An 18,021-nucleotide genomic window follows, 5' to 3' on the forward strand; every position below is an offset into this window, starting at 1 on the left:
GCCCCCGAGCCCCGACAATGGCCCTGTGATCACATCGCCGACGCGTGGCACGCCGGAGCGCGGGGCGGAGCGCACCGGCCCCCGCCGGGCCCCCGACGCCTCCCCGTACGTCGACCTCACCCGGGCCGAGTGGAGCGCGCTGCGCGAGCGCACGCCGCTGCCCCTGACCGCGGACGAGGTGGAGCAGCTGCGCGGGCTGGGGGACGTCATCGACCTCGACGAGGTGCGCGACGTCTACCTGCCGCTGTCCCGGCTGCTGAACCTGTACGTCGGGGCCACCAGCAACCTGCGCGGCACCCTGAACACCTTCCTCGGCGACGCGGGCAACGGCCACGGCGCCCAGCAGGGCACGCCCTTCGTCATAGGCGTCGCCGGTTCGGTCGCCGTCGGCAAGTCCACGGTGGCCCGTCTGCTCCAGGCACTGCTGGCCCGCTGGCCGGAGCACCCCCGGGTGGAACTGGTCACCACGGACGGCTTCCTGTACCCGATGAAGGAGCTCCAGCGGCGCGGCCTGACCTCCCGCAAGGGCTTCCCCGAGTCCTACGACCGGCGGGCGCTGACCCGGTTCGTCGCCGACATCAAGGCCGGCAAGGACGAGGTGACCGCCCCGGTCTACTCCCACCTCATCTACGACATCGTCCCGGACGAGCAACTCGTGGTGCGGCGCCCGGACATCCTCATCGTGGAGGGCCTCAACGTCCTCCAGCCGGCCCTGCCGGGCAAGGACGGCCGCACCCGTGTCGGTCTCGCCGACTACTTCGACTTCAGCGTGTACGTGGACGCCCGCCCGGAGGACATCGAGCGCTGGTACCTGGGCCGCTTCCGCAAGCTGCGCGCCACCGCGTTCCAGAACCCGTTCTCCTACTTCCGCAAGTACACGCAGGTCTCCGAGGAGGAGGCGCTGGAGTACGCGCAGACGATGTGGCGGACCGTCAACAAGCCCAACCTGATGGAGAACGTGGCCCCCACCCGCGGCCGCGCCACCCTCGTCGTGCGCAAGGGGCCGGACCACAAGGTGCAGAAGCTGAGCCTGCGCAAGCTGTAGCGGCGCCGACCGCTTCGCTAGGGTGCGGTGCATGCTGCACCTGCGGATGATCAGCCCGCCGGACCGGACGGACGCCGTGGTCGCGGTCGTCGAGAAGACGGTCGGAACCACCCATCTGGTCGTGCTCAAGGGCGCGGCCCGCGTCCCGCCCGGCGACCTCGTCCTGTGCGACGTCGCCCGCGAGGCCGGTGACGAGCTCCTCCAGGAGCTCCAGGAACTGGGCCTCGACGCGGACGGCTCCATCGCCGTGGAGAACATCGACCTGTCGCTGTCGCGGCGGGCCGACTCCGCCGAGGAGGAGGCCCCGGGAGAGGCCGCCGACGCCGTGCTGTGGAAGCAGCTGACGGAGGCCACCCACGAGGAGTCGACGCTCAGCGTCACCTACTGCGCGTTCATGATCCTCGCGACGATGATCGCGGCCTGCGGCGTCGTCCTCGACAACGCGGTCCTCATCGTGGGCGCCATGGCCGTCGGACCGGAGTTCGGCCCGCTCGCCGGGGTGTGCGTCGGGATCGTACGGCGCGAGCCCCGGCTCGCGCTGCGGTCCCTGTCCGCGCTGCTGATCGGCTTCGCGGCGGCGATGGCCGCCACCACCCTGTTCACCCTGGGCATGGACGCGATCGGCCAGTTCGAGCCGGGGATGCTGGATCGGCCCCGCCCCAACACCGGGTTCATCTGGCAGCCCGACCCGTTCTCCTTCGTGGTCTCGCTGCTCGCCGGCGCGGCCGGGGTGCTCTCCCTGACCTCCGCGAAGTCGGGGGCGCTGGTCGGCGTGGCCATCTCGGTGACCACCGTCCCGGCCGCCGCGAACGCGGCCGTGGCCCTCGCCTACGCCGAGTTCGCCCAGATGTGGGGCTCGGTGGAACAGCTCCTGCTGAACCTGGCCGGGATCATGCTGGCGGGCGTCCTGACCATGTACGGGCAGAAAGCGCTGTGGCGGACCCAGCAGGGACGCTGGACCCGCCTGACCAAGGGCGGCGCCCCCGGCCGCTGACGCGCGCGGGCCGGCCCGACCTACGGACCGGCCCACGCGTGCGGCAGGAGTTCGACCTAGCCGAGCGCCGATTTCACGACGTCCGCGAGCCGCCCGGCGACCGCGCGGGCCTGCTCGATGTCGGCGGCCTCCACCATCACCCGTACGAGCGGCTCCGTACCGGACGGACGCAGCAGCACCCGGCCGGTCGTCCCGAGCTCCCGCTCGGCCTCGGTGACCGCCGCGGCCAGCTCGCCGGAGGTGGTCACCCGGGACTTGTCCACGTCGGGCACGTTGATCAGGATCTGCGGCAGCCGCGTCATCACCCCGGCCAGCTCGGCCAGGGTCCGCCCGGTGGCCGCGATCCGCGCCGCCAGCAGCAGCCCGGTCAGGGTGCCGTCGCCCGTCGTCGCGTGGTCGAGGATGATCACGTGGCCGGACTGCTCGCCGCCCAGCGCGTAGCCGTGCTCCTTCATCGACTCCAGCACGTAGCGGTCGCCGACCCCGGTCTGCACGACCTGGATGCCCTCGGCCTCCATCGCCAGCTTGAAGCCCAGGTTCGACATGACGGTGCCGACCACGGTGTTCTCGCGCAGCTGACCCGACTCGCGCATGGCCAGGGCCAGCACCGCGAGGATCTGGTCGCCGTCGACCTCGGCTCCGGTGTGGTCCACCGCCAGGCAGCGGTCGGCGTCCCCGTCGTGCGCGACGCCGAAGTCGGCGCCGTGCTCCACGACGGCCTGCTTCAGCAGGTCGAGGTGGGTGGAGCCGCAGCCGTCGTTGATGTTCAGCCCGTCGGGCTCGGCGCCGATGGTGATGATCTCCGCGCCGGCCCGGGTGAAGGCCTCCGGGGACACGTACGCCGCCGCGCCGTGCGCCTCGTCCAGGACGACCTTGAGGCCTTCGAGACGGTTGGGCAGCACGCCGATCAGGTGGGCGACGTACTTGTCGAAGCCCTCCGTGTAGTCGGAGACCCGGCCGACGCCGGAGCCGGTGGGCCGGTCCCAGGGCGCGCCCGTGCGGTGCTCCTCGTAGACGGACTCGATCCGGTCCTCCAGGTCGTCGGCGAGCTTGTGCCCGCCGCGCGCGAAGAACTTGATGCCGTTGTCGGGCATGGCGTTGTGGCTGGCGGAGAGCATCACGCCGAGGTCGGCGCCCAGCGCACCGGTGAGATACGCCACCGCCGGGGTGGGCAGCACACCGACGCGCAGGACGTCCACGCCGGCGCTCGCGAGGCCCGCGACGACCGCGGCCTCCAGGAACTCGCCCGACGCGCGCGGATCGCGGCCCACGACCGCCGTGGCCCGGTGGCCCGCGAAGGTGCCCGCCTCGGCCAGTACGTGCGCCGCCGCAACGGAGAGGCCGAGCGCGAGCTCGGCCGTCAGATCCGCGTTGGCGACGCCTCGTACACCGTCCGTCCCGAAGAGTCGTCCCACTGTTGTCCTCCCGAGTTCACGCATCGCTTGTGACCGCTTGTGACATCTATTTGCCGCTTATGGCGGTAAACGAACCGCCCCGGCAGCACAGAGAGTGCTGCCGGGGCGGTTTCGTTGCAGAACAGCAGGCGCAGATTAACGCTTGCTGTACTGCGGAGCCTTACGGGCCTTCTTGAGACCGGCCTTCTTGCGCTCGACCGCACGGTCGTCGCGGGAGAGGAAGCCGGCCTTCTTCAGCGCCGGGCGGTTGTTGTCCACGTCCGCCTCGTTCAGCGCACGGGCGACACCGAGGCGCAGGGCACCGGCCTGGCCGGAGACGCCGCCACCCGAGATGCGGGCGATGACGTCGTAGCGGCCGTCGAGCTCCAGGAGCTTGAAGGGCTCGTTGACTTCCTGCTGGTGCACCTTGTTGGGGAAGTAGTCCTCAAGGGTGCGACCGTTGATCTTCCACTTGCCGGTGCCCGGAACGATCCGGACGCGGGCGATGGCGTTCTTGCGACGGCCCAGGCCGGCGGCCGGCTGGGGGTCGCCGAAGCGGCCGGCAAGGGACTCGGAGGTGTAGTCGCCCTCGACGACGACCTCGGACTCGCTGGTGTACTCCTCGACGTTGCCCTCGAACTCTTCGACGGGGGTCGTCTCGGCGGTGGTCTCGGCCACGATGCTCCTCAGAATTTTCTACGTCTTAGGGGGTGGCCGGAACTACTGCGCGACCTGGGTGATCTCGAACGGCACCGGCTGCTGGGCAGCGTGGGGGTGCTGGTCGCCCGAGTAGACCTTCAGCTTCGAGAGCATCTGACGGCCCAGGGTGTTCTTGGGGAGCATGCCCTTGATGGCCTTCTCGACGGCCTTCTCCGGGTTGTTCGCCAGGAGGTCGTCGTAGCGCACCGAACGGAGACCGCCCGGGTAACCCGAGTGGCGGTACGCCATCTTCTGGGTCGCCTTGTTGCCGGACAGGTGAACCTTGTCGGCGTTGACGATGATGACGAAGTCGCCCATGTCCATGTGGGGGGCGTAGGTCGGCTTGTGCTTACCCCGCAGGAGGGCAGCGGCCTGGGTCGCCAGACGGCCGAGGACAACGTCCTGGGCGTCGATGACGAGCCACTGGCGCGAGATGTCGCCGGGCTTGGGGCTGAACGTACGCACGCGTATGCCTTCGCTTCTTCAGTGGTGGTATCCCAAGGGCGCAAGCCCCACGGGAAGGTCCTGACAGGGTCACCACGGACGATCACGACAGCCCTCGTTCGCATCGGGGACGCAACCCGTGCGCGAACTGCTGGTCATCGGTCCGGTGGACCGGCGCAAGGCCTTTCACGTGAGAATGAGAAAGCCAATACGCATAACAAACCAGCAGGATACCCAGCAGACCCGAGACGGGTCAAAACGCGGTCCGCGATGCCGATTCTGCTGGCGTCGCGGCGCACTCCGGTTCGGTCCTGGGTGGGGACCCCGCAGTTGTTACAGGGTCCAGAGTAACCCGTCCCGGACGCAGCACACGACGCGCCAGCAGAAAGGCCAGCCCGCACAGGGTCGCCGCGTCCCGAAAGGCACGCCGCTTGCGCTCGACCTCCGAGGGCCACGGGATGCCCGCCGTCTGCGGCACCAGCGCCACCCAGAACCAAGGCGTGCGCGGCATCGAGCCCTCCCGCACCCCCGACGCCAGCAGCAGCGGGAGCACCACCAGCAGGTAGTGGTCGAAGGACGGACGCGACACCAGGAACGCGGCGAGCATCACCATGCAGGCCGTCTCCACCAGCCGCAGCTCCCCCGCGTCCGCGTCGGCCCGCCGCCACCGCGTCCACGCCCCCCACAGCACGACCGACGCCCCCGCGAAGGCCACCAGCACCGCCACCGGCGCCGGCACCCCCAGCCGGGGCAGCACCGCGATCGGCGAGGCGTCCCACGGCAGCGCGTAGGCGTCCTGCCCCTGGAACAGGAACGGCAGCGTCTTGGTGAAGAACAACGTCGGGCTCGGCATCAGCAGCGCCCCGACCAGCGACATCCCCACCGGCACCAGCACCGCCGGCGCGAGCCCCCGCCACTGCCGGGCCAGCACGAAGAGCAACCCGATCGGCACCAGCATCGGCTTGCAGGCGATCGCCAGCCCCACCACCAACCCGGCCGCGCCCCACGAACGCCGGTGCGCCAGCAGCAGCGCCACCGGCAGGGCGGCCGCCGAGATCGCCGTCCAGTTGCCGATCAGCACGAGGTTCGCGTACGGCTCGTAGGCCAACGCCAACAGGCCGAGGCCGCCCACCGCGAACCGGGAGCACAGCGGCACCGAGAACAGCCGCAGCGCCGCCCACCACCCCACCCCGACCAGCCCCGAGATGCCCACCGGCAACAGCCAGCGCAGCACCTCGCGCGGCAACAGGGCCTCCGGCACCGCCATGATCACGGCGCTCGGCAGGTAGAGGAAGCGTTTGTCCTCGTACGGGGAGATCCCGGCCATCAGCGCGTCGGCGGCCTTGACCACGAAGGCGTTGTCCGAACCCCAGTTGGCGCGCAGGCTCGTCGACACCGCGACGGTCAGCAGCACCACGAGGGAGACCACCCGCAGGGACCGGGGCGCCGGCCTGAGCAGCCAGACGGTCAGCCGGTCCCCCGCTTCCGGGTGGTCCCACTTGATGAGCCAGGTGCTAGGCCGCAGCCCCACGACGCCTCCCACTTCACCGGCGCGGGGGATGGTCGCCCCTCAGCGCTCGCGCTCAACCCGACGTTCGTCCCGGGCGGGACCGCGTCCGTCGAACGCGCGGCTTCCCCTCAGCGCTTGCGCTCAACCCGACGTTCGTCCCAGACGGGCTCCTGAGTCTCCCTCACAACACCGTCCGAACCGAAGACCAGGTAACGGTCAAATGTGCGCGCGAACCACCGGTCGTGCGTGACGCACAACACGGTGCCGTCGTAGGACTCCAAGCCGTCCTGCAGCGCCTCCGCCGACTCCAGGTCGAGGTTGTCCGTCGGCTCGTCCAGCAGCAGCGCCGTGGTGCCGGCCAGCTCCAGCAACAGGATCTGGAAGCGCGCCTGCTGACCGCCCGAAAGCTTCTCGAAGGGCTGGTCGCCCTGTCGCTCCAGCTCGTAGCGGCGCAACGCGCCCATCGCCTGGCCCAGCGGCTTGGCCGCCTCCGTCCACAGGATGTCCACGAGCGTGCGCCCGAACAGCTCGGGGTGCGCGTGGGTCTGCGCGAAGTGCCCCGGCACCACCCGGGCGCCCAGCTTCCACGTACCGGTGTGCTTGACGTCCTCGCCCGCCATCAGGCGCAGGAAGTGCGACTTCCCGGAGCCGTTCGAGCCGAGCACCGCGACCCGCTCCCCGTAGAACACCTCCAACGAGAAGGGCTTCATCAGCCCGGTGAGCTCCAGGTTCTCCACCGTCAGCGCCCGCACCCCGGTACGACCGCCCTTGAGCCGCATCCGGATGTCCTGCTCCCGCGGCGGCTCCGGCGGCGGGCCGGCGTCCTCGAACTTCTGGAAGCGGGTCTGCATCGCCCGATACCGCGAGGCCATGTCCGGGCTGCTCGCCGCCTGGTTGCGCAGCCGCAGCACCAGCGCCCGCAGCCGGGCGTGCTCCTCGTCCCAGCGCCGCTTCAGCTCCTCGAAACGGGCGAAGCGCTCCTTGCGGGCGTCGTGGTACGTGCCGAAGCCCGCGCCGTGCACCCACACGTCGGAGCCGGTCGGGCTCGCCTCCAGGCTGATGATCTTCTCCGCGGCCCGGGTCAGCAGCTCCCGGTCGTGGGAGACGAAGAGCACCGTCTTGCGGGTGGCCCTCAGCTGCTCCTCCAGCCACCGCTTGCCCGGGACGTCGAGGTAGTTGTCCGGCTCGTCGAGCAGCAGCACCTCGTCCGGTCCGCGCAGCAGCGCCTCCAGCACGAGCCGCTTCTGCTCACCGCCCGACAGCGTGCGCACCTCGCGGTACTGGGCGCTGTCGTACGGGATGTCCAGCGCGGCCGTCGTGCAGACGTCCCACAGGGTCTCCGCCTCGTAACCCTGGACGTCGGCCCAGTCGCTGAGCGCCTGCGCGTAGGCCATCTGCGCGGCCTCGTCGTCGACGGTCAGGATCAGGTGCTCGGCCCGGTCCACGGCCTCGGCCGCCGCCCGGATCCGCGGCTGCGACACCGAGACCAGCAGGTCCCGTACGGTCGTCTCGTCCCGGACCGAGCCCACGAACTGCGACATCACGCCGAGCCCGCCGCTGATGGCGACGCCGCCGCCGTGCGGCTGGAGCTCGCCGGAGATCAGCTTGAGCAGGGTGGTCTTGCCGGCGCCGTTCGCCCCCACCAGGGCCACCACCGAGCCTTCCCCCACGCGGAAGGAGACGTCGGGGAGCAGGACCCGCCCGTCGGGAAGGTAGTACTCCAGGTGGTTGGCTTCAAGATGTCCCATGCCGGGCATTGTCCCGGTCCCCCCGCGATCCGCCCAAACGCACATGCGGATCGGCGGACCGATGGATCAGCAGCAGCCGGCTCCCGGCAGGGTCCGCAGGTTGCGCGCTTCCTTGCTGCGGGCGGCCAGCAGTTCGTCGGCGGGGTAGCCGACCTCCTCCAGGGTGAGCCCGTGCGGCTTCACCACGTGGACCGAGGAGTCCCGTACGCCGGCGGCCAGCACCTCGCCGGGCCAGGTCACCGGCCGGTGCCCGTCGCCGACGTGCAGCAGCGCGCCCACCAGCGAGCGGACCATGTTGTGGCAGAAGGCGTCGGCGCGGACGGTCGCGGTGATGATCCCGTCGTCGGCCCGCTCCCAGCGGAGCTGCTGGAGCGTACGGATCGTCGTGGCGCCCTCGCGCTTCTTGCAGTACGCGGCGAAGTCGTGCTCCCCGAGCAGCGCGGCGGCGGCCTCGTTCATGGCGTCGACGTCCAGCGGCCACTGGTGCCACAGCACGTGTCCGCGGCGCAGCGGGTCCACCCCGGCCCGGTGGTCGCCGACGCGGTAGGCGTAGCGGCGCCAGATGGCCGAGAACCGGGCGTTGAAGCCCTCGGGGGCCTCGGCGGCCCGCCAGACCCGTACGTCCTGCGGGAGCCGTCCGGCGAGCCGGCGCAGCAGCTTGTCCCGGTGCTCGGCCCACACCTCCTCGGCCAGGTCGAACTGGGCGACCTGCCCGCGGGCGTGCACACCCGCGTCCGTACGACCGGCGACGGTCAGCTCGACGGGGTCCGCGAGCCGCATCACGGTCCGCAGTGCCGACTCCAGCTCGCCCTGCACGGTCCGCAGCACGCGCTGCTTCGCCCAGCCGGAGAAGTCCTTGCCGTCGTACGACAGGTCCAGCCGCACCCGGACGTGCCCGGGCTCCACCTCGTCACTCACGTGACCGATCCTCTCAGGGGTGTTCCAGGGCCGTGTTCCCCGGCTGTGTTCCCGGGCCGTGTTCCAGGGTCGTGTTCCCGGGCCGTGTACCCGGGAGAACGCGGGAACGGGCCCGCCCCGGGAAGGGGCGGGCCCGTTCAGAGCCGTTCGGCGTGATCCCGGAAGGGGATCAGGCCTCCTTGGTCTCCTCGGCGGCGGGAGCCTCGGTGGCCTCCGCCTCCTTCACGGCGCGCTTGGTGGCGGCCTCGGCCTCACCAGTGGCCTGCTGGGCGACCGTCAGGGCCTCGACCAGCTCGATGACCGCCATCGGGGCGTTGTCGCCACGACGGTTGCCGATCTTGGTGATGCGCGTGTAACCACCGGGGCGGTTCTCGTAGCGCGGGGCGATCTCGGTGAAGAGCGTGTGCACGATGCTCTTGTCCGTGATCGTCTGCAGCACCAGGCGACGGTTGTGGATGTCGCCCTTCTTGGCCTTGGTGACCAGACGCTCGGCGTAGGGACGCAGGCGACGGGCCTTGGCCTCGGTGGTGGTGATGCGGCCGTGCTCGAAGAGCGACTTCGCGAGGTTCGCGAGGAGGTGCTTCTCGTGCGCGGCGCTGCCGCCCAGACGGGCACCCTTTGCGGGACGCGGCATGGTGTTACTCCTTCATATCTGCACCGGCCGTGTCAGGTACCGGTGTCAGTTCCCCCGAGGCGGACGCCGCGGGAAAGTCTGTGCTGCGAGCCGAGGCTCAGTACTGCTCGGTCTCGACGAAACCGGCGTCCGCGTCGTCGTCGGCGCCGAAGGCGTCGGCGGCGGCGGTCGGGTCGAATCCGGGCGGGCTGTCCTTGAGGGCCAGACCCATGCCGGCGAGCTTCGCCTTGACCTCGTCGATCGACTTCGCACCGAAGTTGCGGATGTCGAGCAGGTCGGCCTCGGAACGCGCCACGAGCTCACCCACGGAGTGGATGCCCTCGCGCTTGAGGCAGTTGTACGAGCGGACCGTGAGCTCGAGCTCCTCGATCGGCAGCGCCAGATCGGCGGCCAAGGCCGCGTCCGTCGGCGAGGGGCCCATGTCAATGCCCTCGGCGTCGATGTTGAGCTCGCGCGCCAGACCGAACAGCTCGACCAGGGTCTTACCGGCGGACGCCATGGCGTCGCGCGGGCGCATGGCCTGCTTGGTCTCGACGTCGACGATCAGCTTGTCGAAGTCGGTGCGCTGCTCGACTCGGGTCGCCTCGACCTTGTAGGTGACCTTGAGGACCGGGCTGTAGATGGAGTCGATCGGGATGCGACCGATCTCCTGGCCCAGCTGCTTGTTCTGGACGGCGGAGACGTAGCCGCGACCGCGCTCGACGGTCAGCTCCATCTCCAGCTTGCCCTTGCCGTTGAGCGTGGCGAGGACCAGGTCCGGGTTGTGCACCTCGACACCGGCCGGGGGCGCGATGTCGGCGGCGGTGACCAGGCCGGGACCCTGCTTGCGCAGGTACATCACGACCGGCTCGTCGTGCTCCGAGGAGACGACCAGCTGCTTGATGTTGAGGATGATGTCGGTGACGTCTTCCTTGACACCCGGCACGGTGGTGAACTCGTGCAGCACGCCGTCCACGCGGATGCTCGTGACGGCGGCACCCGGGATCGAGGAGAGCAGGGTGCGGCGCAGGGAGTTACCGAGGGTGTAGCCGAAGCCCGGCTCCAGCGGCTCGATCACGAACCGCGAGCGGTACTCGTCGACGACCTCTTCGGTCAGCGAGGGACGCTGAGCGATCAGCATGTCTGTGTTCCTTCATTCGTGGACGCCCACTATTTGACGTCCGACGGGCACTACGTACCGCAAGGGTACGGGCGGCACGTCCCCCCGAAGGGGTTCGTACCGCCCGAACACTCAAAGACGCACAGGTGCGTCCGTCGCGTCAGACGCGGCGGCGCTTCGGCGGACGGCAGCCGTTGTGCGGGGTGGGGGTGACGTCCTGGATCGAGCCGACCTCGAGGCCGGTGGCCTGGAGGGAGCGGATCGCGGTCTCACGGCCGGAGCCGGGACCCTTGACGAAGACGTCGACCTTGCGCATGCCGTGCTCCTGCGCGCGGCGGGCGGCCGACTCGGCGGCCATCTGCGCGGCGAAGGGGGTGGACTTGCGCGAGCCCTTGAAGCCGACGTGGCCGGCGGAGGCCCAGGAGATCACGTTGCCCGCGGGGTCCGTGATCGAGACGATCGTGTTGTTGAACGTGCTCTTGATGTGGGCGTGCCCATGAGCGACGTTCTTCTTTTCCTTGCGGCGCACCTTCTTGGCAGCGCCCTGACGACCCTTGGGGGGCATCTAAATCTCCTACGGGAGGTGGTCGGTCCTACAGCGCAAGACCGCTGAACAGGACTACTTCTTGCCCGGCTTCTTCTTACCGGCGATCGCGCGACGCGGACCCTTGCGGGTACGGGCGTTCGTGCTGGTGCGCTGACCGTGCACCGGGAGGCCACGACGGTGGCGAATACCCTGGTAGCACTGGATCTCGACCTTGCGGCGGATGTCGGCCTGGATCTCGCGGCGGAGGTCACCCTCGGTGCGGAGGTTGGCGTCCACGTACTCGCGGATCTTGACCAGGTCTTCTTCGGCCAGGTCACGAACGCGGGTGTTCGGGTTCACACCGGTGGCCGCAAGGATTTCCTTGGACCGGGTGCGACCGACACCGAAGACGTAGGTGAGTGCGATCTCCACGCGCTTTTCGCGCGGGATGTCAACACCGGAAACGCGTGCCATTCAATGGCTCCTGTGTGTTCGGGGGTCTTCAGCAGAATCGACCCCGACCGCCGACCACACCTGATGGGTGGTGGTACGTCCGGGTCCCCGGCCCCCGCCGGAGGTGCCGCCGGCTCCTGTCGGAGCTGGGCGGATTCTGCGTATGTACGTTTTCTTACGTCGCGCGAAGAACTGCGGAAGGCAGGTCGGTCGGCGTGCGTCAGCCCTGGCGCTGCTTGTGGCGCAGGTTGTCGCAGATGACCATGACCCGACCGTGACGGCGGATCACCTTGCACTTGTCGCAGATCTTCTTGACGCTCGGCTTGACCTTCATTGGGTGAGGTTCTCCGGGTCAGTGCCACCACCCGCGCCGGACGAATGCCCGGTCGGGAGTGAAGACAAGATCTACTTGTATCGGTAGACGATCCGGCCACGCGTCAGGTCGTACGGGGAGAGCTCCACGACGACCCGGTCATCAGGGAGGATGCGGATGTAGTGCATGCGCATCTTGCCGCTGATGTGCGCGAGGACCTTGTGACCGTTCTGGAGTTCCACCCGGAACATCGCGTTCGGGAGGGACTCGATCACGGTGCCCTCGATTTCGATGGCACCTTGCTTCTTGGCCACGCTTCGCCTTTCGAATCGGCTACCTTGATCGACCTCATGCGCCATGCAGACATGGAAGTGCACGAGAGCCGACGAGTCAGTCTACGTCAGGGCACCGAGAAAGACGAATCCGGAAAGTGTGCCCCAGAGTCTAGATCATTAACCGAGCGGGTCCGGCGCCGTCGTGACGCCGTACTCCGCCAACTTCGCCTTCCCGCAGTCCGGGCTGGTCAGGACGATGGGCCCGGCCTCGGTCAGCGCGATGGAGTGCTCCCAGTGCGAGGACCAGGTCCCGTCCGTCGTGATGACCGTCCAGTCGTCCGCCAGTACCTCCGTCTGGGCGGTGCCCAGCGAGACCATCGGCTCGATCGCCAGGCACAGGCCGGGGACGAGCTTGATGCCCTTGCCCCGCTTGCGCGAGACGTAGTTCAGCAGGTGCGGGTCCATGTGCATCTCGGACCCGATGCCGTGGCCGCCGTAGTCCTCGATGATCCCGAACTTGCCGAGGCTGTGCTCACCCGTCGTGGGACGCGGCTGGCGCTTGATGTACGTCTCGATCGCCTTCGAGATGTCGACCAGGCGGTTGCCGAGCTTCATCGCCGCGATGCCCGCCCACATCGACTCCTCGGTGACCCGGGACAGCTCGACCAGCTCCGGGGCGTGACCGTCGCCCACGAAGGCCGTGTACGCCGCGTCGCCGTGCCAGCCGTCGATGATGGCGCCCGCGTCGATGGAGATGATGTCGCCGTCCTTGAGGACCGTCTTGTCGTCCGGAATGCCGTGGACGACGACCTCGTTCACCGACGTGCAGATCGTCGCGGGGAAACCGCCGTAGCCGAGGAAGTTCGACTTGGCGCCGGCGTCCGCGATGACCTTGCGCGCCACCATGTCCAGATCCCGGGTCGTGGAGCCGGGCACCGCGGCCTCACGGGTCGCCGCGTGGATCGCGGCGACGACCAACCCTGCCTCGCGCATCTTCGCGATCTGCTCGGGGGTCTTGATCTGAACCATGAAACGGGCCTTCCACCTTCGAAACCGGGTCTTCTCAACAGTACGGCCGCGATGCCCCAAGGACACCGCGGCCGTACGCGCACGCATTTACAGCGGGACTACTTCTGCAGGGCGTCCATCGCACGCTTGGTGACGTCCGCGACCTCACCGAGGGCCGGGATGGTCACCAGCAGGCCCTGGGCCTTGTAGTAGTCGATGATCGGCTCGGTCTGCGTGTGGTAGACCTCCAGCCGGTTGCGGACCGTGGCCTCGGAGTCGTCGTCGCGCTGGTACAGCTCGCCACCGCAGGTGTCGCAGACACCCTCGGTCTTCGGCGCGGCGTACGTGACGTGGAAGACGTGCGCGGAGTCCTTGCGGCACACGCGACGGCCGGCGATGCGCTTGACGACCTCGTCCTCCTCGACCTCCAGGTCGAGGACGGCGTCCAGCTCCATGCTTCCGGACACGAGCATCGCGTCGAGGGCCTCGGCCTGCGAGACGTTGCGCGGGAACCCGTCGAGCAGGAAACCGTTCACGGCGTCCGGCTGCTCCATGCGGTCCTTGGCCATGCCGATGGTGATCTCGTCGGGGACGAGGTCGCCGGCGTCCATGAACGCCTTCGCGCGCAGGCCCAGGTCCGTGCCCTGGCTGATGTTGGCCCGGAACAGGTCGCCCGTGGAGATGTGCGGGATGTTCAGGTTCTTGGCGAGGTACGCAGCCTGCGTTCCCTTGCCCGCACCGGGCGGTCCGACGAGGACGATTCGCATCAGCGGAGGAACCCTTCGTAATTGCGCTGCTGGAGCTGGCTCTCGATCTGCTTCACGGTTTCCAGACCCACACCCACGATGATCAGGATGCTCGTCCCGCCGAACGGGAAGTTCTGGTTCGCCCCGAAGCCCGCCAACGCCATTGTCGGCACAAGAGCGATGAGACCCAGGTACAGCGAGCCGGGCCAGGTGATCCGGTTGAGTACGTAGCTCAGGTACTCGGCGGTCGGCCGGCCGGCGCGGATGCCCGGGATGAAGCCACCATACTTCTTCATGTTGTCGGCAACTTCCTCGGGGTTGAACGAGATCGCCACGTAGAAGAACGCGAAGAAGACGATCAGGAGGAAGTAGACGGCGATGTAGTACGGGTGGTCGCCCTTGACGAAGTGCTTCTGGATCCAGTTGGCCCAGCCGGCGGTCGAGCCGCTGAACTGCACCACCAGGGCCGGGATGTACAGCAGCGACGAGGCGAAGATGACGGGGATGATGCCCGCCTGGTTCACCTTGAGCGGGATGTAGGTCGAGGTACCGCCGTAGGCACGGCGGCCGATCATGCGCTTCGCGTACTGGACCGGAATCCGGCGCTGTGCCTGTTCCACGAAGACGACGAGGCCGACCATCGCGAGACCGACGAGCATGACCACGCCGAACTCGACCCAGCCTCCGGCGATCTTGCCCTGGAGCTTGATCGTCCAGAGGGAGCCGACGAAGCCGGCGGCGATCGAGATGAACATCAGGATCGACATTCCGTTGCCGATGCCGCGGTCGGTGATGAGCTCACCGAGCCACATGACGACACAGGTACCGGCGGTCATGGTGATCACCATGACGACGGTGGTGAAGATCGACCGGTCGGGGACGATCTGCGAGGCGACCGAGCAGTTCCCGAACAGCGCTCCGGTCCGCGCGGTGGCGACGAGACCGGTGCCCTGCAGGATCGCGAGCGCGACCGTCAAATAGCGCGTGTACTGAGTGATCTTCGCCGTGCCGGACTGGCCCTCTTTCTTGAGGGTCTCCAGCTTCGGGATGACCACGGTCAGCAGCTGCAGGATGATGCTCGCCGTGATGTAGGGCATGATGCCGAGCGCGAAGATCGTGATCTGCAGCAGCGCACCGCCGCTGAACATGTTGACCAGACCGAAGAGGCTGTTGCTGCCATTCCCCATCTGGTCCAGACAGATCTGAACGTTCTTGTAGCTCACGCCGGGTACCGGGATGTGGGACCCGAGCCGATACAGCACGATGATGCCGAGCGTGAAGAGCAGCTTCTTGCGCAGGTCGGGCGTCTTGAACGCCCGGGCGAACGCGGTGAGCACGGTGCCTCCTGCGACCCCCGCGCTACTGCGTCAGAGGTGACGGTCTGAGGGATCGACGAATACGTACAAGCAAAGGTGCAGGCCACCTTACCGGCGACTACACCCCCCGTGGAACGACCAACCGGGGATGCCCCATATGTGAGGCATCCCCGGTCGGGTTTCTAGCTATTTGTCACTGAGTTTTGTCTTAGACGAGCTCGGTGACGGTGCCGCCGGCAGCGGCGATCTTCTCCTTGGCGGAGGCGGAGACGGCGTCAACCGAAACCTGCAGCGCCACGGAGAGCTCGCCCTGGCCCAGGACCTTGACGAGGCTGTTCTTGCGAACCGCGCCCTTGGCGACCAGGTCGGCCACCGTGACTTCTCCACCCTCGGGGTAGAGAGCGCCGAGCTTGTCCAGGTTCACGACCTGGAACTCGGTGCGGAACGGGTTCTTGAAGCCCTTGAGCTTCGGCAGACGCATGTGGAGGGGCATCTGCCCACCCTCGAAGCGCTGCGGGATCTGGTAACGGGCCTTCTGGCCCTTCGTACCACGACCGGCCGTCTTACCCTTCGACGCCTCACCACGACCGACACGGGTCTTCGCGGTCTTGGCGCCGGGGGCGGGACGGAGGTTGTGGGCCTTCAGCGGGCTGTTCTCAGCCATGTTAGTCAACCTCCTCAACCGTCACGAGGTGGCGGACGGTCTGCACCATTCCGCGGAACTCGGGGCGGTCCTCCTTGACGACCACGTCGTTCAGGCGCTTGAGCCCGAGCGAACGCAGAGTGTCGCGGTGGTTCTGCTTGCTGCCGATGTACGACTTCGTCTGCGTGATCTTGAGGCGAGCCATTACGCACCCGCCCCGGCACGTGCACGAAGCAGAGCCGCGGGGGCGACGTCCTCGAGGGGCAGACCACGGCGAGCCGCGATCTCCTCGGGACGCTGCAGGCCCTTGAGGGCCGCCACGGTCGCGTGCACGATGTTGATCGCGTTCGAAGAGCCGAGCGACTTCGACAGGATGTCGTGAACGCCGGCGCACTCCAGAACGGCGCGCACCGGGCCACCGGCGATAACACCGGTACCGGGGGAAGCCGGCTTCAGGAGCACGACGCCCGCGGCACGCTCGCCCGTGATCGGGTGAGGAATGGTGCCCTGGATGCGCGGAACCTTGAAGAAGGACTTCTTGGCTTCCTCGACACCCTTGGCGATGGCCGCGGGAACTTCCTTGGCCTTGCCGTAACCGACACCTACAGTGCCGTCACCGTCGCCCACCACGACCAGCGCGGTGAAGCTGAAGCGGCGACCACCCTTGACAACCTTGGCGACGCGGTTGATCGCGACAACGCGCTCAACGTAAGCGGTCTTCTCGGCGGCAGGGCCACCGTCGCGACCCTTCCGGTCCCGCCGCTCGCCGCCACCGGCACCGCTTCCGCGGCGCTGGGGTCCAGCCATTGGATTACCTCTCTCTGTTACGTCCGTGAGTCCCGGAACCGGGGCTTAGAACTTCAGCCCGGCTTCGCGGGCGGCGTCAGCCAGAGCGGCAATGCGCCCGGCGTATCGGTTGCCACCGCGGTCGAAGACAACGGTCTCCACGCCGGCAGCCTTCGCACGCTCGGCCACGAGCGCGCCGACGGCCTGGGCCTGGGCGCTCTTGTCGCCTTCGCCACCGCGGATCGAGGTGTCCAGGGTCGACGCGGACGCCAGGGTGTGACCCTGGAGGTCGTCGATGACCTGAGCAACGATGTTGCGGTTGGAACGCGTCACGACGAGGCGCGGACGCTCCGCCGTACCCGACACGTTCTTGCGAATGCGGATGTGGCGGCGAGCCTTGGCAGCGCGCTTGTACGCGTCGCCCTTGGCGATCTTCACACCGTATGCCATGGCTACTTACCAGCCTTTCCGACCTTGCGGCGGATGACTTCGCCGGCGTACTTGACACCCTTGGCCTTGTACGGGTCGGGCTTCCGCAGCTTGCGGATGTTGGCGGCGACCTCGCCGACCTTCTGCTTGTCGATGCCCTCGACCGAGAACTTGGTGGGCGACTCGACCTTGAAGGAGATGCCCTCGGGCGCCTCGATCAGGATCGGGTGGCTGTAACCAAGCTGGAACTCCAGGTTGGAGCCCTTCGCGGCGACGCGGTAACCGACACCGCTGATCTCGAGAGCCTTGACGTATCCCGTGGTCACACCGGTGATCATGTTCGCCACCAGCGTGCGGGACAGGCCGTGCAGGGCCTTGTTCTGACGCTCGTCGTTGGGGCGGGTGACGTTCAGGACGCCGTCCTCACCCTTGACGATCTCGATCGGCGCCTTGACGGTGTGCGTGAGGGTGCCCTTGGGGCCCTTCACGCCGACCGTCTGGCCGTCGATGGTGACGTCCACACCGGCGGGAACCTGGATGGGGAGCTTGCCGATTCGCGACATTGCTTTTCCTCCGTTCCCGACTACCAGACGTAGGCGAGGACTTCCCCACCTACGCCCTTCTTGCCTGCCTGCTGGCCGGTGAGGAGACCGTGGGACGTGGAGATGATCGCCACGCCCAGGCCGCCGAGCACCTTCGGCAGGTTGGTGGACTTCGCGTACACGCGCAGACCGGGCTTCGAGATCCGCTTGATGCCCGCAATGGAGCGCTCGCGGTTCGGCCCGAACTTCAGCTCGAGGACGAGGTTCTTGCCGACCTCGGCGTCCTCGACCTTCCAGCCGGTGATGAAACCCTCCTGCTTGAGGATCTCTGCGATGTGCGACTTGATCTTGCTGTGCGGCATCACGACGGTGTCGTGGTACGCCGAGTTAGCGTTACGCAGACGAGTGAGCATGTCTGCGATCGGGTCAGTCATGGTCATGAAGTGGCCTTCGGCCTCTCTCGCCGGGGTTTCCTGTATGCGCCATCCCTCTCCCCACT

General features: G+C 68.2%; 23 protein-coding genes. 2 read left to right on the top strand and 21 right to left on the bottom strand.

Features of this window, described 5'->3' with window-relative positions; translation table 11 throughout:
* Positions 1–25 precede the first annotated feature (25 nt).
* Together coaA and ACZ4XJ_RS29975 are read left to right on the top strand one after the other, a co-directional pair.
* A complete protein-coding gene (coaA, locus tag ACZ4XJ_RS29970) occupies positions 26–1,045 on the top strand; it encodes a type I pantothenate kinase (RefSeq protein ID WP_383989078.1) in 1,020 nt (339 codons plus the stop codon).
* 31 nt (positions 1,046–1,076) lie between these two features.
* Positions 1,077–2,039, top strand: coding sequence for a DUF389 domain-containing protein (locus ACZ4XJ_RS29975; RefSeq protein ID WP_362882685.1), 963 nt, complete (start codon positions 1,077–1,079; stop codon positions 2,037–2,039).
* A gap of 56 nt (positions 2,040–2,095) precedes the next feature.
* Here the strand turns inward: ACZ4XJ_RS29975 and glmM are convergent, their stop codons facing one another.
* The 21 genes from glmM to rpsH form a co-directional block, all read right to left on the bottom strand.
* Complete coding sequence (glmM, locus tag ACZ4XJ_RS29980; RefSeq protein WP_362882684.1) at positions 2,096–3,454, bottom strand: phosphoglucosamine mutase; 1,359 nt, start codon at positions 3,452–3,454, stop codon at positions 2,096–2,098.
* A 135-nt stretch (positions 3,455–3,589) separates the two neighbouring features.
* Positions 3,590–4,111: a 30S ribosomal protein S9 gene (rpsI, locus tag ACZ4XJ_RS29985; protein ID WP_362882682.1), complete on the bottom strand. Its 522-nt coding sequence runs from the start codon at positions 4,109–4,111 to the stop codon at positions 3,590–3,592.
* Between the two features lie 42 nt (positions 4,112–4,153).
* Positions 4,154–4,597 carry a 50S ribosomal protein L13 gene (rplM, locus tag ACZ4XJ_RS29990; protein ID WP_073912858.1) on the bottom strand — a complete coding sequence of 148 codons (444 nt, stop codon included), beginning with the start codon at positions 4,595–4,597 and terminating at the stop codon, positions 4,154–4,156.
* 232 nt (positions 4,598–4,829) lie between these two features.
* Positions 4,830–6,107 (bottom strand): glycosyltransferase family 87 protein, encoded by a 1,278-nt coding sequence (locus ACZ4XJ_RS29995; protein WP_362882680.1) that lies wholly within the window; start codon positions 6,105–6,107, stop codon positions 4,830–4,832.
* A 107-nt stretch (positions 6,108–6,214) separates the two neighbouring features.
* Entirely contained in the window at positions 6,215–7,834 is a 1,620-nt protein-coding gene (locus ACZ4XJ_RS30000) for an ABC-F family ATP-binding cassette domain-containing protein (protein WP_468498020.1), read from the bottom strand.
* Positions 7,835–7,900: 66 nt separating this feature from the next.
* Positions 7,901–8,752, bottom strand: a complete 852-nt coding sequence (gene truA / locus ACZ4XJ_RS30005) for a tRNA pseudouridine(38-40) synthase TruA (protein ID WP_362882676.1) — start codon at positions 8,750–8,752, stop codon at positions 7,901–7,903.
* Between the two features lie 169 nt (positions 8,753–8,921).
* The gene (gene rplQ, locus ACZ4XJ_RS30010) at positions 8,922–9,386 is read right to left on the bottom strand and encodes a 50S ribosomal protein L17 (RefSeq protein ID WP_281204238.1); all 465 of its coding nucleotides are present in this window, start codon (positions 9,384–9,386) and stop codon (positions 8,922–8,924) included.
* Between the two features lie 97 nt (positions 9,387–9,483).
* Positions 9,484–10,506 carry a DNA-directed RNA polymerase subunit alpha gene (locus ACZ4XJ_RS30015; RefSeq protein WP_008739666.1) on the bottom strand — a complete coding sequence of 341 codons (1,023 nt, stop codon included), beginning with the start codon at positions 10,504–10,506 and terminating at the stop codon, positions 9,484–9,486.
* Between the two features lie 139 nt (positions 10,507–10,645).
* Positions 10,646–11,050 carry a 30S ribosomal protein S11 gene (rpsK, locus tag ACZ4XJ_RS30020; protein ID WP_006376016.1) on the bottom strand — a complete coding sequence of 135 codons (405 nt, stop codon included), beginning with the start codon at positions 11,048–11,050 and terminating at the stop codon, positions 10,646–10,648.
* Between the two features lie 54 nt (positions 11,051–11,104).
* Positions 11,105–11,485 (bottom strand): 30S ribosomal protein S13, encoded by a 381-nt coding sequence (gene rpsM / locus ACZ4XJ_RS30025; protein ID WP_150518306.1) that lies wholly within the window; start codon positions 11,483–11,485, stop codon positions 11,105–11,107.
* A 199-nt stretch (positions 11,486–11,684) separates the two neighbouring features.
* Positions 11,685–11,798, bottom strand: a complete 114-nt coding sequence (gene rpmJ, locus ACZ4XJ_RS30030) for a 50S ribosomal protein L36 (protein WP_003956441.1) — start codon at positions 11,796–11,798, stop codon at positions 11,685–11,687.
* Between the two features lie 71 nt (positions 11,799–11,869).
* Positions 11,870–12,091 carry a translation initiation factor IF-1 gene (gene infA, locus ACZ4XJ_RS30035; protein ID WP_014047798.1) on the bottom strand — a complete coding sequence of 74 codons (222 nt, stop codon included), beginning with the start codon at positions 12,089–12,091 and terminating at the stop codon, positions 11,870–11,872.
* A 138-nt stretch (positions 12,092–12,229) separates the two neighbouring features.
* Entirely contained in the window at positions 12,230–13,081 is an 852-nt protein-coding gene (gene map, locus ACZ4XJ_RS30040; RefSeq protein ID WP_362882674.1) for a type I methionyl aminopeptidase, read from the bottom strand.
* A gap of 98 nt (positions 13,082–13,179) precedes the next feature.
* Complete coding sequence (locus tag ACZ4XJ_RS30045; RefSeq protein ID WP_362882673.1) at positions 13,180–13,827, bottom strand: adenylate kinase; 648 nt, start codon at positions 13,825–13,827, stop codon at positions 13,180–13,182.
* Positions 13,827–15,143, bottom strand: a complete 1,317-nt coding sequence (gene secY / locus ACZ4XJ_RS30050) for a preprotein translocase subunit SecY (protein WP_362882671.1) — start codon at positions 15,141–15,143, stop codon at positions 13,827–13,829. The genes ACZ4XJ_RS30045 and secY overlap by 1 nt, the downstream gene beginning before the upstream one ends.
* A gap of 187 nt (positions 15,144–15,330) precedes the next feature.
* Positions 15,331–15,786, bottom strand: coding sequence for a 50S ribosomal protein L15 (rplO, locus tag ACZ4XJ_RS30055; protein ID WP_008739693.1), 456 nt, complete (start codon positions 15,784–15,786; stop codon positions 15,331–15,333).
* A gap of 1 nt (position 15,787) precedes the next feature.
* Positions 15,788–15,970 carry a 50S ribosomal protein L30 gene (gene rpmD, locus ACZ4XJ_RS30060; RefSeq protein WP_053682614.1) on the bottom strand — a complete coding sequence of 61 codons (183 nt, stop codon included), beginning with the start codon at positions 15,968–15,970 and terminating at the stop codon, positions 15,788–15,790.
* The gene (gene rpsE, locus ACZ4XJ_RS30065; protein WP_073912880.1) at positions 15,970–16,572 is read right to left on the bottom strand and encodes a 30S ribosomal protein S5; all 603 of its coding nucleotides are present in this window, start codon (positions 16,570–16,572) and stop codon (positions 15,970–15,972) included. Before rpsE ends, rpmD begins: the two co-directional genes overlap by 1 nt.
* A 45-nt stretch (positions 16,573–16,617) precedes the next feature.
* Complete coding sequence (gene rplR, locus ACZ4XJ_RS30070; RefSeq protein ID WP_008739696.1) at positions 16,618–17,001, bottom strand: 50S ribosomal protein L18; 384 nt, start codon at positions 16,999–17,001, stop codon at positions 16,618–16,620.
* A gap of 2 nt (positions 17,002–17,003) precedes the next feature.
* Positions 17,004–17,543, bottom strand: coding sequence for a 50S ribosomal protein L6 (gene rplF, locus ACZ4XJ_RS30075; RefSeq protein WP_362882669.1), 540 nt, complete (start codon positions 17,541–17,543; stop codon positions 17,004–17,006).
* A gap of 20 nt (positions 17,544–17,563) precedes the next feature.
* Positions 17,564–17,962 (bottom strand): 30S ribosomal protein S8, encoded by a 399-nt coding sequence (gene rpsH, locus ACZ4XJ_RS30080; protein ID WP_007265911.1) that lies wholly within the window; start codon positions 17,960–17,962, stop codon positions 17,564–17,566.
* Positions 17,963–18,021 lie beyond the last annotated feature (59 nt).

The sequence above is a fragment of the Streptomyces sp. NPDC029836 genome (assembly GCF_055574495.1).

Excerpts from the sequence above, each read along its gene's own strand:
- rpsM (WP_150518306.1), bottom strand. The coding sequence starts at position 11,485 with ATGGCACGCGTTTCCGGTGTTGACATCCCGCGCGAAAAGCGCGTGGAG.
- map (WP_362882674.1), bottom strand. The coding sequence starts at position 13,081 with ATGGTTCAGATCAAGACCCCCGAGCAGATCGCGAAGATGCGCGAGGCA.
- rplQ (WP_281204238.1), bottom strand. The coding sequence starts at position 9,386 with ATGCCGCGTCCCGCAAAGGGTGCCCGTCTGGGCGGCAGCGCCGCGCAC.
- rplO (WP_008739693.1), bottom strand. The coding sequence starts at position 15,786 with ATGGCTGAGAACAGCCCGCTGAAGGCCCACAACCTCCGTCCCGCCCCC.
- rpmD (WP_053682614.1), bottom strand. The coding sequence starts at position 15,970 with ATGGCTCGCCTCAAGATCACGCAGACGAAGTCGTACATCGGCAGCAAG.
- rpsK (WP_006376016.1), bottom strand. The coding sequence starts at position 11,050 with ATGCCCCCCAAGGGTCGTCAGGGCGCTGCCAAGAAGGTGCGCCGCAAG.
- ACZ4XJ_RS30000 (WP_468498020.1), bottom strand. The coding sequence starts at position 7,834 with ATGGGACATCTTGAAGCCAACCACCTGGAGTACTACCTTCCCGACGGG.
- rpmJ (WP_003956441.1), bottom strand. The coding sequence starts at position 11,798 with ATGAAGGTCAAGCCGAGCGTCAAGAAGATCTGCGACAAGTGCAAGGTG.
- ACZ4XJ_RS29975 (WP_362882685.1), top strand. The coding sequence starts at position 1,077 with ATGCTGCACCTGCGGATGATCAGCCCGCCGGACCGGACGGACGCCGTG.
- ACZ4XJ_RS30015 (WP_008739666.1), bottom strand. The coding sequence starts at position 10,506 with ATGCTGATCGCTCAGCGTCCCTCGCTGACCGAAGAGGTCGTCGACGAG.
- rpsH (WP_007265911.1), bottom strand. The coding sequence starts at position 17,962 with ATGACCATGACTGACCCGATCGCAGACATGCTCACTCGTCTGCGTAAC.
- rpsE (WP_073912880.1), bottom strand. The coding sequence starts at position 16,572 with ATGGCTGGACCCCAGCGCCGCGGAAGCGGTGCCGGTGGCGGCGAGCGG.
- rplR (WP_008739696.1), bottom strand. The coding sequence starts at position 17,001 with ATGGCATACGGTGTGAAGATCGCCAAGGGCGACGCGTACAAGCGCGCT.
- ACZ4XJ_RS30045 (WP_362882673.1), bottom strand. The coding sequence starts at position 13,827 with ATGCGAATCGTCCTCGTCGGACCGCCCGGTGCGGGCAAGGGAACGCAG.
- rplF (WP_362882669.1), bottom strand. The coding sequence starts at position 17,543 with ATGTCGCGAATCGGCAAGCTCCCCATCCAGGTTCCCGCCGGTGTGGAC.